Source organism: Glaciecola sp. SC05 (assembly GCF_041380235.1).
Taxonomy (GTDB): Bacteria; Pseudomonadota; Gammaproteobacteria; order Enterobacterales; family Alteromonadaceae; genus Glaciecola.
This window is the reverse complement of the sequence record NZ_JBGIYY010000023.1, coordinates 34,119-50,348: the sequence shown is the minus strand read 5'-3', so window position 1 is coordinate 50,348 and position 16,230 is coordinate 34,119. Positions and strand designations below refer to the sequence as shown.

Sequence of the window (16,230 nt, the reverse complement as noted above, 5' to 3'; positions counted from 1 at the left end):
ACTTCTCCCAAGATTATTTTTAATTTCGATTTATTCGTTTGAGCCTTCGCCAAAGCGTTGTTTGGCTCATGCCTAAATATTCCGCTGCTTTTTGTTTATCACCGCCAAACATATTCACTGCGTCGGCCACTAGGGCCAATTCGTTGTGTTTCACCACGCCCACCGATTGGTCGAGATTGGCTTCTGTAAAAAGTTCGGGTGCAATTTGCCGAAGGGTGTTTGGCAAATTTTTAAGATCAGGTTTCATGTGCAAAGTAGCGACCACACGCTCAAGGATATTTTCAAGTTCACGCACATTGCCCGGCCAGCTGTAGTTACTCAGCTCAGTACTGATTTTCTGCAAGACCTCTTTAGGGTCTATATTCAGTACATAGCTATCAAGAAAATCCTGCAGTTTGACGGCCGAGATCGCTAAGATATCGTCTGGACGCATCCGCAATGGTGGTATGTCCAAATTGAACACGTTTAAACGAAAATACAGGTCTTCTCTGAACTCGCCTCTGCTCACCAACTCTTTGAGTGATTTATTTGAGGCTGCAACTAACTTTAGTGCCACGGGCTTTTCTTTGTTGCTGCCAAGAGGTCTATAATTACGTTCTTGTAAAAAGCGCAATAGCTTGGATTGCTGATCAAGCGCCAATTCGCTAATCTCATCAAGAAACAACACACCATTTTGCGCTTCTTCAATTAAACCTTTGCGTCCGCCGCGACGCGACCCAGTAAAAGCGCCGTCATGATGACCAAAAAGCTCGCCTTCAAACAACTCTGTTGGGATCGCGCTGCAGTTGAGCGCTACAAATCGTCCTTGAGAATATTGACTGTTGCGGTGCACCTCTCTAGCAATCAGCTCTTTACCAGTGCCCGACTCTCCTAAGATCAGCACATTGCTGGGGGAGTTAGAAAATGAAGCTACTTTATCAAGAAGTGTCTGAATGGCTTCTGAAGAAAACACCAATCGCTTCGCATTGTGTGCATCTTTTGAACCATTTGATGATGACGCATCATTCACCGCCGCTTGTTTACGCCGATAAAGTTGGTACATAAACATCGGGCGCTTGCCTGGGTTGACTGAATCTTGATGGAAAAACCAGTCTACGCCGTTTATAGTGCATTCACCGTCGGTAGGGCGCTGTGGGTCTTGCGGATGAATAATATCAGCCAGGTCCATTTCGAACTCTAGGCTGAGATTTAAATCTTCTTTAGCAGCTTTATTTAAGGTGATAGAGTCGCCTTCATGGTCAGTTAAAATAATCGGCGTTTTCGATTGGTTTATTAACCAATGCGTTAAAGCCTTATCAATCTTTTTAGCGCGCGACTGATTACCCACTAACACTGCCTCTTTCAAGGTCGTCGCACACGACTCAGCCGAGTATATTAATATCGAACGCAAACCATGTTGAGCAGCGAGGCCGCAAATCAGACTCGCACCAACTAAGGCTCTATTTTTTTGTGCATCGTCACTATTGGCTAAAATATGGAAAAGTTCACGAGCTTGCTCAGCAGTCTTGTAACACGATTCTTCTAGCGAGATGTTCAAGTGACTCTTTAACAGCGGTACCACAACCGATGGCTCTCCAAAATTAATCAAGCTGATGTCTGAGGACATTTTTGAGGCGCGGGTAACCGCATTGATAATATCGGTGTCGGTGGTTCTTAAACTAAGGACGGGAATATCTAAACTTGCTTTGAGGTATGCCGCGTTAGAGCCAGCGCTCACAATTACATCGGGTTGGTATTGGTCGATAAGGGTTTGCACTTCGTTAATGCTGCCCACAATAGCGTCAAATATCTTAAACTCGGCTTGCCCCTCAAACTCAGGCAAAACGCTGCTCATCAACTGACTGAACTCTTTGTGTCCGAAGATAAGAATCTTTACCAAACTGTGATGGTGATGGTAAGCCGTGTTCAATACCCAATCCTGCTGGTTTTTCGCCATAACGTTCACTCATGAAAATTCGAAGTACCGTAAATATAGTCGAGATTTCAATAAGCAGAAGCTTAGCGCTGTTTTAATATGCTGCTGTTGTACTGCACTGGCTGTGCCAAATTTTTAAGAATTAAACATTATTGTTTTTAATCAACACGTTATATGCAATTTCGGATTGATCGATAGATTTAGGCAACAGCAAACCATACCAATTAATTTCAAAACGAAATTTATTTTTTCAATGTGAAATGATTTTGTAGCGTATTTGTTAAAAAATTTCGTGAGATTGTGGTAGCGTGGTGGCTAGGTTGAAATGCTTTGATTGGAATACCAGTGTTCAAGGTCAATCACAAATAAGCGTATTTAAAAACTTAGGCTACTTTTGATATTAGTAGCCTAAGCGAGGTATTGGCTGGAGCTTATCTCGGACTTAGTCGATAAACCGCCTCAAATACCTCCGACTGCTCTCTGAACCCGCCCTCAACATGACCTGTAAATATATTGTCAATAGCATAATCCTGCTCATAAAACTCTCGTACCATGGTATCAGTTACACTAAATGGAGGCCCTTTGAATAGGCTTTGATCATACTGATAGCAAATCACAAATTTAGGGGTAGTTGGCGTCAGCTTGTGCAAGTGCTCGGTATATTTATTGCGTAAATCATCAGGTAGGGCAACTAATGCCCCTCGGTCAAATACCAAATCGGGTACTCCAATTTGTTTTTGCTCAAGCGCAAAAAAATCGCCAACATATACGCTTAAATTGCTTATGTAATAACGCGTGAACACATCAGTTTTTTCTATTTGTGGCATCGCGCCTAGTTCAGCAAATAGCTGCTGCACAGCCTGTTCATTCAACTCAATGGCAACGACTTTGCATCCATTCTTAAGCAGCCAAGATATGTCTTTGGTTTTTCCACACAAAGGTACAAATACCAAGGCATTGTCTGGGAGGGGGAATTCACTAAAGTACTTTTTAAGCAAATGATTGCCGCTCTCTTCATGAAAGCCAATATCATTTGTCGCCCAACGTTTGTGCCAAAACTCATGATGCATAAAAAAATGTCTGCCTTTATTTTTCCAAAATTTAAAATAAACCCGTCTTAAATTGGTTTATCGTCTGTTCTGCCTGTTTGCTGGCAAAGCTGTAATACCGGACCAAATGCATCAGGAGCATTTAAGTCGGCCACTCGCCAATCGGCTAATCCATTTCGCTCGCTTCCTTCAGTAAAGTGTATACCTTTATGCTGTAATGCGCCTTTAGCTTTGCTTAAATCTTGAGTTGCTAATGACAATAAAAACAAACCTTCTCCGCGCTGTGCAAGTATCTTACCGACATCAGAGTCTTCATTTTCAGGACACACTAACACTAAATAAGTTTTACCCAATAAAAAACGTGCGGTTTTTACGTGTCGCTGAGCTAAATGTTCGTATTCTGCGCTTTGCTCTAATAACAACTCAAAATAAGCTACTGACTCCGTTAAGTCTTTTACTAAGTAGTTGATATGATGAATCGATTTAGAAACAGTCATCAGTATATCCTCGATTTACTGCACGAGCACTGGGGCTTGATAAGCTTCAGTTCCCCACAACGGCACGGTAGATAAGCTATGTTTATAGCTACCCGAGGTTTCTTTAGTTGAATACGAAACATACATTAGGGTTTGCGACTTGGCGTCGTAGATTCGTCTCACCTTCATGTTCTTAAAGAATATGCTCTTAGATTTTTTAAATACGACTTCGCCAGAGGGCGATTTGTCGATTTTAGCAAACATATCAGAGGTAATCGCACCGGTTTGACGGCAAGCGATAGAGCTGTCGGAGGGGTCGGCTAAGTCAAGATTGGCTTCAATGCTCGATATATGACAGGTTACGCCGGTTATCACCGGATCTTGCAAGGCGTCAATTTTAATATCTTTAGTGGTGAACAAGCCCAACGATACATCGCCTACTTCGCTGTCAGAACATCCAAACAAACTCAACGAAACACATATCAACATGCATAATTTTTTCATTTCTTTATCCTTTTATATAGAATTTGATGCTAGGCCAACGAAATACATAGCGCTTATAAGTATAGCACCATCATATTTTGTAGTTTGAGTTTGTGCTGACACCGTGTAGCATAATGGCGCATACTCGCTAACTTCTTTTTAATATTCATATAGGACATCATATGCGCTTTGTTAGTATCGTGCTTGGAGCGTTATTGCTTGCCACTGGCTGCTCTAAGGCACCTGAAGATTCACAAGCAGTGGATAACACTGCCGCCATAAAACCGCTTACCAGCCATGAGCAATCAATGAATGTGTCACGCGACTACCACTCCTTTGCGAATGTTGACGAAGTGCTTGTGACGCATATTAATTTAGACATTACCGCCAACTTCGACACTCAGCAGTTAAGCGGGACCGCTGTCCTCGACCTCAAGCGTATTGCTGCTGATGCCGATACACTGGTACTAGACACGCGAGACTTGGTAATCAACAGCGTTAGCGCAAATGACACAGCGCTTAGCTTTAGCTTGGCAAGCGCTGATCCTGAGTTAGGCTCAGCGCTCAGTATCAGCCTTCCGAGCGAGGTGAATCAGATCACCGTTGACTATACGACCTCACCTGAAGCTTCTGGGGTGCAATGGTTAACGCCTCTGCAAACCGCTGGTAAACGTCACCCATTTCTATTTACCCAAGCTCAAGCCGTGCATGCCCGCAGCTTCATTCCACTGCAAGACTCACCCAAGGTGAGAGTCACTTATCAAGCCACCATTCGCACGCCTAAAGAGCTACTCGCCGTCATGAGCGCATCAAACCAAGCGGATACTGAGCGTGATGGTGTGTATGAATTCAATATGCCGCAGCCGATCCCGTCTTATTTGATTGCCCTTGCTATCGGTGACTTAAGCTTTAAGCCGATGGGTGAACGCACAGGTGTGTATGCCGAACCTGAATTAATAGAAGCGGCAGCAAAAGAATTTGAAGATACCGAAAGTATGCTCATTGCCACCGAAAACAAATACGGCCCTTACAGTTGGGAGCGATATGACTTGCTCATTTTGCCGCCATCATTCCCATTTGGAGGCATGGAAAATCCGCGTCTTTCATTTATTACGCCAACGGTAATAGCCGGTGATAAGAGTTTGGTATCATTGATTGCCCATGAATTGGCGCATAGCTGGTCGGGCAATACAGTAACTAACGCAACTTGGCGTGACCTGTGGCTAAACGAAGGCTTCACTACCTATTTAACCTATCGCATCATGGAAATGATCTATGGTACCGACCGCTATAACATGGAAGCGGTATTGGGGTATCAAGATCTACTGGCCGACATTGCCTCGTTACCAGCAGATGATCAAATTATGGCTATCGACCTGCGCGGACGCAATCCGGATGACGTATTTTCAAATATTCCCTATGAGAAAGGCGCACTGTTTTTACGTGAAATTGAGCAAAAAGTCGGACGCGATAATTTTGACGCCTTTTTGTTAGCATATTTTGAAGCCTTTGCTTTCAAAAGCATTACGACCGACGAGTTTGTAGCTTATTTAGACCAAACCTTACTTAGTGATTATCCCGATGTTCTCTCGAAAGAGCGCATTAAAGAATGGATATTCTCTCCTGGTATCCCAGCAGGCGCACCGGTTCCAGGATCTGACGCGTTCAGTAAAATTGATACGGCCCGCAGTGGATTTTTAAGTGCGGTACTTTCTCCAGAAGATATTGCTACCGATGCATGGACCGTGCACGAATGGCTTTATTTCTTAAACAATTTACCCGAGCAGCTTACCGATGAACAACTGGTAAAATTAGATACAGCGTTTGATTTGACCAACAGCCCAAATAATGAGATTGCGCACAGCTGGCTGATGATTGCGGTAGCAAACGAATATAAGCCCGCGTATGGCCGGCTGCATGAGTATTTAGTTTCAATTGGTCGCAACAAGCTGGTAAAGCCGCTTTATCGTGAGCTTTCCAAAACCGTTGAAGGCAAGGCCTTTGCAAAACGCGCCTTTGAGCAAGCTAAACCCGGCTATCATCCACTAACCATCAAAGCAAACGAAGGTTACGTACAATGAACGCCTGCGCAGCAATAAACAAATAATCATGACTGTGAATAATGTAGCTTAATGAATACAAGCGAAGCCCCTATCTTTATCGGTATCGATGGCGGCGGCACTAAGTGTCGCGCGGTAGTATTTGATAGGGAATATAATCAACTGAGTACAGCCGTCGCCGGGCCCGCAAACGTCGCAAAATATGGCAAGCTTGCTTACGATGAGATGCTCGCCGCGGTGCGTGAAGCATTGCATCGCCTGAATTTAGAGATTGAAAGCGAACAGCATCGTCTGTTTGTCGGCGCCGGATTAGCCGGCGTAAACGTCCCGTCTGCAGCTCGTGCATTACAACAGTGGCAACATCCATTTGCGCGCTTTGATTTTACAAGCGACATACATGCCGCATTGCTGGGCGCACATAATGGCAATGATGGTGCGGTATTAATCGCCGGCACAGGCTCTTGCGCTGCAGGCTTAAAAGGCAATGCTGTTAAGCAATTTGGCGGCCATGGTTTTGCCTTAGGCGATAAGGGCAGTGGCGCATGGTTGGGCAAAACGGCCCTTGCAAAAACCCTTGAGTCACTAGACGGCGTAATACTGGCCTCTGATTTTACCCGTGACCTACAGCAACACCTGTCGATACGCTCTGCGAACGATATAGTAGATGTCTATAATCAAGCACCGCCCTCAGCCTTCGCCGAGTTGGCTCCCTTGGTCATCGCTGCGGCCAGAGACCGAGACCCAATTGCCCTGCCAATTGTTGTTGAAGGTGCTGTTTATTTAAGCAATATTGCAAGCAGAGCTCTGATTTACAGCGGCAACAAACTGGCCTTAGTCGGCGGTGTAATTGAAGGCATATTGCCTTGGTTAGATGAAAATTTAAACCCTTCGACGGCATCAGCGCATCACGGGCCAGAGCACGGTGCGGTAATTTATCAACGAACTAAATTACAAGCCAAAGGTCAATGAATACGCCATACATTTTTACCTGATTGTAAATATAAGCTCGCTTAGCATATATGCAATATCTATTTGCTAGTGGTATGGTATGAATAACGTTTAACTATTCGCACAAGGAAATTTATGGCTATTCGATGGGGCAATTACCGAGTAAAAGGTCTGCACGATGAGTTGATTCAAACAGCGGGCAAGCCACGACCCTATGCACAAGATTTATGTGATTATTTAAAAGGTCTTAGCGATAAGGACGTTAATGAACTAAAAGCAGCCGCAGAGTCCGCTATCCATGTGATGGGGATCACCTTTCGGGTCTATACCGAAGAAGAAGGTTCGATTGACCGAGCATGGCCTTTCGACATTGTGCCGCGCCTGATTGATAAAAGCGAATGGATAGAAATTGAGCGCGGTCTGAAACAACGCATCAAAGCGCTAAATATGTTTATTGATGATTTATACAACGATCAAAAAATCATCAAAGATGGCGTATTTCCAGCCAGCATGTTGAAAAAATCCAAAAATTTCTTAGAAGAGTGCCGCGGCTTTAGCCCTGCCCATGGCGTATGGGCGCATATATGTGGTTCAGATTTAGTACGCGATAACAAAGGCAAAGTTTACGTACTTGAGGATAATTTAAGAGTACCCTCTGGTGTCTCATACATGCTAGAAAACCGTCACGTAATGAAGCGCGTATTTCCTGAAATGTTTGAAAAATATAGCATCATGCCCGTTGATGATTACCCTTCTCAGCTATACGACATGCTGGCAGAAATATCGCCGCGCAAGATAGAAGAACCGGAAATAGTCGTGCTCACGCCTGGTATTTATAACTCCGCCTATTTTGAGCATGCTTATCTGGCACAGCAAATGGGTGCAGAGTTGGTTATTGGCAGCGACTTGGTGGTTGAGGACGATGACTGCGTATACATGCGCACCATCAACGGTCTATCTCGCGTCGATGTTATTTATCGGCGAGTAGACGATTGGTTTATCGACCCTGAAGTTTTTGAACCAGACTCATTATTGGGCGTACCGGGCATTATCAGAGCATGGAAAGCCGGTAATGTTGCGCTAGCGAATGCTCCTGGGTCTGGCGTTGCCGATGACAAAGTTGTATACGCATACGTACCCAAAATTATTCAGTACTATCTGGGTGAAGAAGCCATTTTACCCAACGTTCCTACCTATAAGTGCAATAACAAAGAAGAGCGCGAATACGTATTGGAAAACATTGCCGACATGGTAGTTAAGCCGGCAAACGAATCGGGCGGCTATGGCATGTTAATGGGCCCTCACGCTAGTGCCAGTGAGCATGAAAAGTTTAGAAAACTCATCATACAAGACCCTCGAAATTATGTCGCACAACCCATGCTAACACTATCGACGGCGCCAACCATGGTTGGCACTAAAGTTGAACCTCGACATCTAGATTTACGACCATTTATTCTTAGTGGCAAAGAGGTAAATGTCACTATGGGTGGACTCACGCGTGTAGCGCTAGTAAAAGGCTCCATGGTGGTCAATTCGTCGCAAGGCGGCGGTAGTAAAGATACTTGGATTGTAGATATGGAGGGCGACCAATGAGCATGCTTTCAAGAGTTGCCAACAACATTTATTGGATGGCACGTTACTTAGAGCGAGCTGAAAACACAGCGCGTTTAATTAATGTCAATTCGCACTTACTACTTGATTTACCTTCGCGGGTAAAACTAGGTTGGGAGCCGATTGTCGATATTCTATCCTTCCGAGATCAGTTTTACGAAAAGTATGACAATGCCGACGAACACAGCGTGATCAGCTTTATGCTAACCGACTTGGATAACCCAGGCTCAATCATAAGCGCCCTGAGTGAGGCAAGAGAGAACGCTAGAACCGTAAAAGAAATACTGCCTGCAGAAGCTTGGGAGCAGATCAATGAAATTTACCTGTTTGTTACCGAAAACAAAGCGCAGGCGTTTGTTAGACGCACGCGATATGACTTTTTAAAGCGCATCATCAAAGCGAATCAAGCCATTACCGGTTTGCTTACTGGCACGATGACCCATGATGATGGCTACTGCTTTTTGCGCATTGGGCGTAATTTGGAGCGCGCCGACATGTCGACCCGAATCATCGATGTGCGCTCTGCCTCATTGTTACCAGATGTAGATGAAGACTCTCAGGCGTTTAGTAATATTCAATGGATGAGCGTGTTAAAATCGATGAGTGCTTATCAGATGTATCGCAGAGAAGTAAGAGTGCGTATTAATCGTCAGGACGTACTAGAATTTTTACTCCTAGAGTGTCGTTTTCCTCGCTCACTTTTGCATAGCATAGAACAAGTAGAATATTCACTTGCCGAGCTACCGCACAATAAAGCATCGAAAGACCGAACTCGGAACCTGCGCAGCTATCTATTAAACGCTAATCCCTCAAAATTAACGCAAGAACAACTGCACGAGTTTATTGACGATATCCAGCTAGGTTTAATTGAGATTGACAGCAAACTCAGTGAAAGTTATTTCTAGGTAATTTTCAAACAAAGGCGCACAATGCGCCTTTATTTTTGTCATAAAATCCGTGCTAGCTGCACATTCAGGAGAGATGCTTGAAAACCTTTGACTGCAAGTGCGGAAACACACTGCACTTTCCCAATACGCAATGCGTAAGATGTAAATCTATGCTCGGTTTTTTGCCCGATACTTTGCAAGTCTCGCCAATAAGTCAGGTATGTGTAGATGAGCTGAATAGGGCGGTTTATGAATCTCCAAACAGCAGTCGTCAATATCATCAGTGTGACAACTATTCCCAGCATCAGGTTTGCAACTGGATGGTTGATACCGAAGATAGCGACGATAGCGACACTCTGTGCCGGTCTTGCCGCTTAAACCAAGTTATTCCGAATCTTTCCGACGAAAAAAACACCAAGCTTTGGTTTCATTTAGAATCTGCAAAAAGGCGCTTGCTGTACACTTTATTTAAGCTTGATTTGCCAGTCGTAGGCAAAGACAAGAAACCTGAAACTGGTCTTGGATTTAAGTTTGCAGAAGATGAAATTGAAGACGAATATGGCAATGAGCTGTTTATCAAAAACTACGTAACAACTGGCCATAGCTCGGGGCTAATCACTATCAACCTTAACGAGGCAGATCCATCTTCGCGCATCGAAATGCGCGAAAAAATGCGCGAGCGATATCGCACCTTGCTAGGACATTTTCGCCATGAGTCTGGCCATTACTACTGGAACTGCCTGATAGAAGACACGCCATACATTGACGAATGCAGAGAGTTGTTTGGCGATGAGCGCATGAGCTACCAGCAAGCAATGAAGACCTACTACGATAATGGGCCCAGTAAAAATTGGCAAAACGTTTGGATAAGCGCCTACGCAAGCATGCATCCTTGGGAAGATTGGGCCGAAACTTGGGCTCATTACATGCACATGGTCGATACCCTAGAAACCGCGAATCAGTTTGAATTTACGATTGCGGGCAACAAACTTAGTAACCCGCTTGATGCGCATCCTCACAACAATGCATTAACCACTGAAATGCACTTTACAAAATTGTTTGATGATTGGTGTGCTCTGACTTTTTCACTTAATGCACTAAACCGAAGCATGGGACTAGACGACGCCTATCCTTTTGTGATCTCAATTTCTGCGCTCAACAAATTACGATTTGTGCATCGCGTCGTCGAAGAATCCGCATTAATCGTTTAAGGTTTTTATACGGGTGACTTAGTCACTCTGCTTTTCCCATTCAAAACGCGGTAATCTTTTGAACGCTCGCTTTAAGCCTTCGTTCCATTGCTTTTGCAGCGACTTGTACATCGGCGAGTTGATGGTAAAGGTATTGTGATAGGGCTCGCTGAAGTCATTACTTGTATGAATAGCTAGCTCAATAGGCGGGCCTACTGAGATATTGCTTCGTATGGTCGAATCTAAGGAGACCAAGGCGCAGCGCGCAGCGTCTTCTAGGCTGGTATTTGGCGCAATGATTCGGTCTAGGATTGGCTTACCGTACTTGCTTTCTCCAATCTGTATGTAAGGAGTTTCAGCCGAGGCTTTGATGTAGTTTCCCTGTGGATAAACATGGAATATGCCGCACTGTTGACCAGAAATTTGCCCGCCAATAATAAAGCTAGACTCTGCACTAATGCGGCTCTTATTCATCGCAGCTTCATGCTTCATCTGATAGGCTTGACTGAGCTCGCCAACATAGTCGGCAATTTCATGCAAATACTTGGCAGTTAACAAACTGAATTTAGCGTCTTTATCCTCAACATCAGTAGCGATTCTATTTAATACCGCCTGAGAAGTGGCTAAACTCCCCGATGTTAAAACGTAAATGCTGCGATCACCTGGAAAGATGAACGTGCGCATTTTACTGTGTGAGGCGACGTAATCGACCCCAGCATTGGTGCGGGAATCCGACGCGAATACCATGCCCTTGTTTACATTTACTGCCAAACAATATGTCAAAATACATTCCTCAGAGTGATAAGCACATAATTGTAGCAAGGCTTAGCAATTTTCATAGGTTCAGCCATACTTATTTTTTATTTACAGCGGCAAGCTCGCTAAAACACTCAGGAATTAGGCAACTCTATTGCACTGCTGGCCTCTGTGCGCGATACTTATCAGCAGTGAAAACAACCATACTATGTAGGTACGAATGTCAGACGGTTATGCCGAGCACCCGCCCAAACGTAAATCAATTAAAAACTATGTGATTGGCGCATTTTGGATCCTCTTATTGGTGGCGATAGTGTTTGCTATTGTGCGCTCTCAGCAAGCAAGCAAAGCCCGCGAAGAACAAGTTAGCGAAGTGATGTGGGACACCCAGCTATTAGCCTGCAATAGCGTCTATAATGCTGAGCCTACCGATGATTTTGCTACCTGTATAAAAATGGCAGAAGACGGCTGGATTGATGCGGCGTCTAGAGTAGCGTGGGCTTATAGCCGTGATGGAGAATATCAGAGCTGGCAGTCTGCGTATGAGTGGCTAGAGTGGCTCAGCGACCACGATGAACATGCAAAATTACTGAGCTACGTTGTGCTTTTTGAAATAGGTGAATCTGAAGAATTAAAGCTTTCGGGCGAGCGCGGCATCAGAGAAATGGCGGTTGCGAATCAACCTGCAGCGAGCATTTATTTAGCCTCATTGTATTATCTAGGCTTAAATACGCTGGAGCAACGCTCAAACATTGCGTGGTTGATTAATCGCGCCTATCAACAAAGCAAGTATTGGATAATGCCCGACGTCATTTCAAAAATATACGCCAATGGTTACCTTGGCAGTGTTGACATAAGCAAGGCAAAGCAACTATTGATTGAAGCGACCCAAGAAAGCTTTCCGTTTCATGCAAACAATATCGCATGGCTCTTTGCCACCACCGACAACCTGGACTTAGCAGACTTCCCACTTTCACTGGAACTGGCACAAAAAGTTGTTTCTGAAGAGCCTCACGCAAACAACTATGTGTATGTCGATACCTTAGCGGCCGCATACGCAGCTAATGGTCAGTTTGACGAAGCTTCAGAAACTCAAGCTACTGCCTTAGATCTCATTCTGAAAGAGTACGAGAATAGTGATACGCCCTCACCAGAAATTGAAAACTTCAAAAGCCGTTTAAGTTTATTTGAATCGGGAAAACGCTACATTGAACCTGAGTTATATGCCAGTGGCGAAGAATTTTTTGACTCAGTAAAAAATCGTGTTGAACAAACTTTGATTGAAAATCTATTTGTTGAACTCATTGCACCTGAAGTGCCTACAGTTGAATAGCGCATTGTTAACCAAGGCTATGCGATATCAAGATAACCTTGATTCAGTAGCAGCCTAATTAGCGGCTCGATTGTGTTGATCTGTAGGGAGTCTAACTCACTTGAACACGAGCTAATATCTCGGTCGATGATGGTTTTCAGATATCCTTCAACAGATGACGGCACCGCGAACTCTTGTGCGTCAATGTAAAACCTAAACCCTTCAGATTGGCTCTGCGCATAAATAGGCTTAACCCCCGGCGCTTTAACAAACTGCTCACCGTTTTCTAAAAGCGCTAGGACTTCGTCTTGGTCGAATAAGGTTTCTGGCGACATATCCGCAAGGCCTTGTCTGGATATGCTCTGCATCAGTGCACGTTGCGCCTGCTCGGAATCTAACAGGGACTGGATAGTGCGCTTGAGCTTATTGAGCTCAATATCTGTAATACTGGCCGCCGATATACTCTCATCACGATATTCATGCAGCTCAGGATCCGTATAGCGCTGCTGAGCACTCTCTAAATCCTCGCCTTCATCAACTAGGCCATTCAATACTTCTAAGTTAGTCGGCGCACGAAAGCCAATCGAATAGTTTAAACATTCACTGACCGCTATGCCGTTGTGGGGATGCTTGGGCGGGATATAAATTGCGTCGCCGCTTGCTAATACTTCGTCAATGAGCGGCGTGAAGGGCGTGATTTGTTTTAACAAGGGATGGGGCAAAAAGGTCTCATGATCACATGGTAAACCTACCTGCCAACGCCGAGTGCCCTTACCTTGCACGATAAACACGTCGTATTCATCGATGTGTGGACCCACTCCGGCGCCGGCGCTAGAAAAACTCACCATGACATCGTCCATTCGCCAACTGCCAATCTGTTTCACCCCGTCACTTAAGGCATCAACATCGGGCACATACCTATCTACACCTTGAACCAATAGCGTCCATGCCCCTTTACACAGAGGTTCAAAATCATCAATAGGACCTTGCGTGACCTGCCACTCGCCATTTACATTGGATATTAAGCGGCTATCAACGCCGTCTTCTTGCGATAAGCCAGCAAGCTCATGCTCGTCAATAGGGTCCACGAATGCTGGCATAAATTGTTTAATAACGCACGGACGCTTTTGCCAGTAATCTCGCAAAAATCTCGCCATGGATAGACCCTGCATGTGTGTTGATTCGTTATTCATGACGATTGACTACTTAATAGTTGCGAAACAGCTGGTAGGCCAAGTGTAACCTGAAACACACTTATTTGGTAAACACTAGGCCAAGAGTGAATCATCCTGCATCATCTTTAGGTGCTAACTTATCGGCTAAGCCTAAATCTGTTGGAGGCATTGGGTCGCTGCGGGTCGCTCCTTCTGCTAAGTAGGTATCCATCCAGCGCATAAAACGCAGCGAATAGTCGTATTGAGCGGCTGCTTTGCGATTTCCATGGCCTTCACCTGGATAAAACACCAACCTTACCGGCGTATCGGTACGCACCTTCATAGCTCGGTATAATTCCATTGATTGGCTTGGGTGAACACGAGTGTCCTCTTCGCCATGCATGATCAGGGTTGGCGTGGTGCTCTTACCCGCATGAAAAATCGGCGAGCGTTCTAGCAAGTTCATCCAGTTGTCTTCCCACGGCCATTTTAGTGAGTGAACTAAATGCATTTCGTTTGGAATGTCGCTGGTGCCAAATTTTGAAATTTGATTTGAAATACCCACAAAGGCAACCGCTGCAGCAAAGTACTCACTTTGAGCAGTAGCGCCCCACATCGATGCATATCCACCGTAAGAACCACCAGTGATACCCACACGGTCTTTATTTACCTTACCCGTTTCAACGAGTGCTTTAACACCATCGACTAAATCGTTGAATTCTTTGCCGGCATAGTCATTTTGATGCTCTTTAGCGAACGCAACACCACGACCTGTAGAGCCGCGGTAGTTAGGATAAAACACTGCATATCCATCGGCAGCCGCAAATTGACCACCGTCTGAGTATCGAGTTATCCAGCCATCGCTATAATGGGCTTCAGGGCCACCGTGCACTTGTAAGATCAAAGGCCAGCCACCAGCTGGCGCATCAGTATTTGGTGTAATTAACAAGCCTTCAATTGTTTCACCATCACGGGCTGTATAGGTAAAAGTGGTTTGCGGCGCCAGTTCAAGGTCGTTTAACCACGCATTATGATTAGAGAGTTTTTCAGTTTTGTTGCGTTTGATTTCAAATACTTCACGCGGATGCTCGGGGCTATCGGCGATAAAGCGTATCTCTCCGTCACCAATATCAACGCTGCGTACGACGATATTATCGGGCGTGCGCATAGTGCGTTTTTCGTCGCCATCGGTTTCATAAATCACTAAAGCGCTTTCAACACCCCGATGGGCGACCGCAAGTATGTCTTTGCCCAACCAGTCAATGTCCATAATATGCTGTGGCGCATCGGCCGTCAGCTGCGTAAAACTGTCGGTATTCGATTTAGCCACCATTAACACGCCTGCCGAGGTATCATGGACGTCAGTGCCGGCTAAAAAGGCTAAATGCTCACCGTTGTCTGAAAATTCAAATGCACCCAACTTGCCGGGTATGTCAATACGTGATTTTACTTCGCCGCTTGCGATATCTAAGAAAAATAAGTCACGCAACATCAATGAGTCATCAACCAGATTAGTCGGCGCTACGGCAAGTACCAAAGCTTCCTCATTAGCCGACACTGCAAAGTTTGACACATGTCCGCCGTCAAACACTTTAGTAGGCTTAGCATCTGGCTCAGTCAGACTCACCGCCCAAAGAGACGCGAGGCGCTGGTCTTCTTCGTATACATAGGCTTTAAAGCCCTTGTCTTTAAAATCTTCTTTATCAGCTTTTTCATTGGCAACAAAATGCAAAGTGCTGCCGTCGTTTGTTACGCGATAGTCGCCAATGTTTGTTTCGAACTCAAAACGTTTTTGTGCTTCTCCGCCTGCTAAAGCAATGGAATAAAGAGAGGTGTTTTTATCGCCCTCTCGCTTACTTTTAAAATATAAGACGCTGCGATCGGGGCTAAACTGTAATCCAGAAATACTGCCATGGCCGCCAATAAATTTTACCGGCTCGCTATTGCCGCGAATAATATACAGATGGGTATCAGTTGTGCCGTCTTCATCGCCAGCCACGACATTGCGGGGAGCCGCTAGCGTGTAAGCCGTTAAATTACCATCTTTTGATACGGTGATATTACCCGCATGTTGCACCAGCGGTAGATGCTCTATTTCAAAGGTTTTAGATGCGGCTGCGAAACTTGCCATGCTAATAGCAGCACACAATAAGGTTGCCTTGAAAGGAATCTTTTGCATAGGGTCTTACTCCGTCGTTTTCTTATAATTTTGTATTGTTATATCGCATATAGCTTACGTGATTAAACACAAAAGTGTTCAGAAATATTGGCACTTTTTGCCAACACTACTCCCTAGAAAACCTTCTGGCATACTAATCGGATATACCCAGATTACTTCACTTAAGCCATCATTCTGATTTTTATACCGAGGCCGCGCATGATACATTTG

14 protein-coding genes are annotated in these 16,230 nt (G+C 44.8%); 6 read left to right on the top strand and 8 right to left on the bottom strand.

Annotated features, from left to right (window positions below):
- Positions 1 to 19 precede the first annotated feature (19 nt).
- The 5 genes from AB9H30_RS17470 to AB9H30_RS17450 all read right to left on the bottom strand — a co-directional run bounded on the left by AB9H30_RS17470 (position 20) and on the right by AB9H30_RS17450 (position 3,944).
- Complete coding sequence (locus tag AB9H30_RS17470; protein ID WP_371196017.1) at positions 20 to 1,834, bottom strand: sigma 54-interacting transcriptional regulator; 1,815 nt, start codon at positions 1,832 to 1,834, stop codon at positions 20 to 22.
- A complete protein-coding gene (locus AB9H30_RS17465; RefSeq protein ID WP_371196016.1) occupies positions 1,815 to 1,949 on the bottom strand; it encodes a hypothetical protein in 135 nt (44 codons plus the stop codon). Before AB9H30_RS17465 ends, AB9H30_RS17470 begins: the two co-directional genes overlap by 20 nt.
- 397 nt (positions 1,950 to 2,346) lie before the next feature.
- Positions 2,347 to 2,985 carry a thiopurine S-methyltransferase gene (gene tmpT / locus AB9H30_RS17460; protein ID WP_371196015.1) on the bottom strand — a complete coding sequence of 213 codons (639 nt, stop codon included), beginning with the start codon at positions 2,983 to 2,985 and terminating at the stop codon, positions 2,347 to 2,349.
- Positions 2,986 to 3,032: 47 nt separating this feature from the next.
- Positions 3,033 to 3,461 (bottom strand): VOC family protein, encoded by a 429-nt coding sequence (locus tag AB9H30_RS17455; protein WP_371196014.1) that lies wholly within the window; start codon positions 3,459 to 3,461, stop codon positions 3,033 to 3,035.
- A 15-nt stretch (positions 3,462 to 3,476) separates the two neighbouring features.
- The gene (locus AB9H30_RS17450) at positions 3,477 to 3,944 is read right to left on the bottom strand and encodes a CreA family protein (protein ID WP_371196013.1); all 468 of its coding nucleotides are present in this window, start codon (positions 3,942 to 3,944) and stop codon (positions 3,477 to 3,479) included.
- A 161-nt stretch (positions 3,945 to 4,105) separates the two neighbouring features.
- Here AB9H30_RS17450 and AB9H30_RS17445 point away from each other — a divergent pair, with 161 nt between their 5' ends.
- The 5 genes from AB9H30_RS17445 to AB9H30_RS17425 all read left to right on the top strand — a co-directional run bounded on the left by AB9H30_RS17445 (position 4,106) and on the right by AB9H30_RS17425 (position 10,640).
- Positions 4,106 to 6,004: a M1 family metallopeptidase gene (locus AB9H30_RS17445; RefSeq protein WP_371196012.1), complete on the top strand. Its 1,899-nt coding sequence runs from the start codon at positions 4,106 to 4,108 to the stop codon at positions 6,002 to 6,004.
- Positions 6,005 to 6,055: 51 nt separating this feature from the next.
- On the top strand, positions 6,056 to 6,952 hold the full coding sequence (locus tag AB9H30_RS17440) for a BadF/BadG/BcrA/BcrD ATPase family protein (RefSeq protein ID WP_371196011.1): 897 nt from the start codon (positions 6,056 to 6,058) through the stop codon (positions 6,950 to 6,952).
- A 114-nt stretch (positions 6,953 to 7,066) separates the two neighbouring features.
- Positions 7,067 to 8,524: a circularly permuted type 2 ATP-grasp protein gene (locus AB9H30_RS17435; RefSeq protein WP_371196010.1), complete on the top strand. Its 1,458-nt coding sequence runs from the start codon at positions 7,067 to 7,069 to the stop codon at positions 8,522 to 8,524.
- The gene (locus tag AB9H30_RS17430) at positions 8,521 to 9,447 is read left to right on the top strand and encodes an alpha-E domain-containing protein (protein ID WP_371196009.1); all 927 of its coding nucleotides are present in this window, start codon (positions 8,521 to 8,523) and stop codon (positions 9,445 to 9,447) included. The genes AB9H30_RS17435 and AB9H30_RS17430 overlap by 4 nt, the downstream gene beginning before the upstream one ends.
- 80 nt (positions 9,448 to 9,527) lie before the next feature.
- On the top strand, positions 9,528 to 10,640 hold the full coding sequence (locus AB9H30_RS17425) for a putative zinc-binding metallopeptidase (protein ID WP_371196008.1): 1,113 nt from the start codon (positions 9,528 to 9,530) through the stop codon (positions 10,638 to 10,640).
- Between the two features lie 18 nt (positions 10,641 to 10,658).
- Here the strand turns inward: AB9H30_RS17425 and AB9H30_RS17420 are convergent, their stop codons facing one another.
- Entirely contained in the window at positions 10,659 to 11,402 is a 744-nt protein-coding gene (locus tag AB9H30_RS17420; protein WP_371196007.1) for a peptidase, read from the bottom strand.
- A gap of 193 nt (positions 11,403 to 11,595) precedes the next feature.
- Here AB9H30_RS17420 and AB9H30_RS17415 point away from each other — a divergent pair, with 193 nt between their 5' ends.
- Positions 11,596 to 12,708 (top strand): hypothetical protein, encoded by a 1,113-nt coding sequence (locus tag AB9H30_RS17415; RefSeq protein WP_371196006.1) that lies wholly within the window; start codon positions 11,596 to 11,598, stop codon positions 12,706 to 12,708.
- Positions 12,709 to 12,725: 17 nt separating this feature from the next.
- On the opposite strand, the gene AB9H30_RS17410 is transcribed toward AB9H30_RS17415, so the two are convergent.
- Together AB9H30_RS17410 and AB9H30_RS17405 are read right to left on the bottom strand one after the other, a co-directional pair.
- Positions 12,726 to 13,880 (bottom strand): JmjC domain-containing protein, encoded by a 1,155-nt coding sequence (locus AB9H30_RS17410; RefSeq protein WP_371196005.1) that lies wholly within the window; start codon positions 13,878 to 13,880, stop codon positions 12,726 to 12,728.
- 91 nt (positions 13,881 to 13,971) lie between these two features.
- Entirely contained in the window at positions 13,972 to 16,020 is a 2,049-nt protein-coding gene (locus AB9H30_RS17405; protein WP_371196004.1) for a prolyl oligopeptidase family serine peptidase, read from the bottom strand.
- Between the last annotated feature and the right edge of the window lie 210 nt (positions 16,021 to 16,230).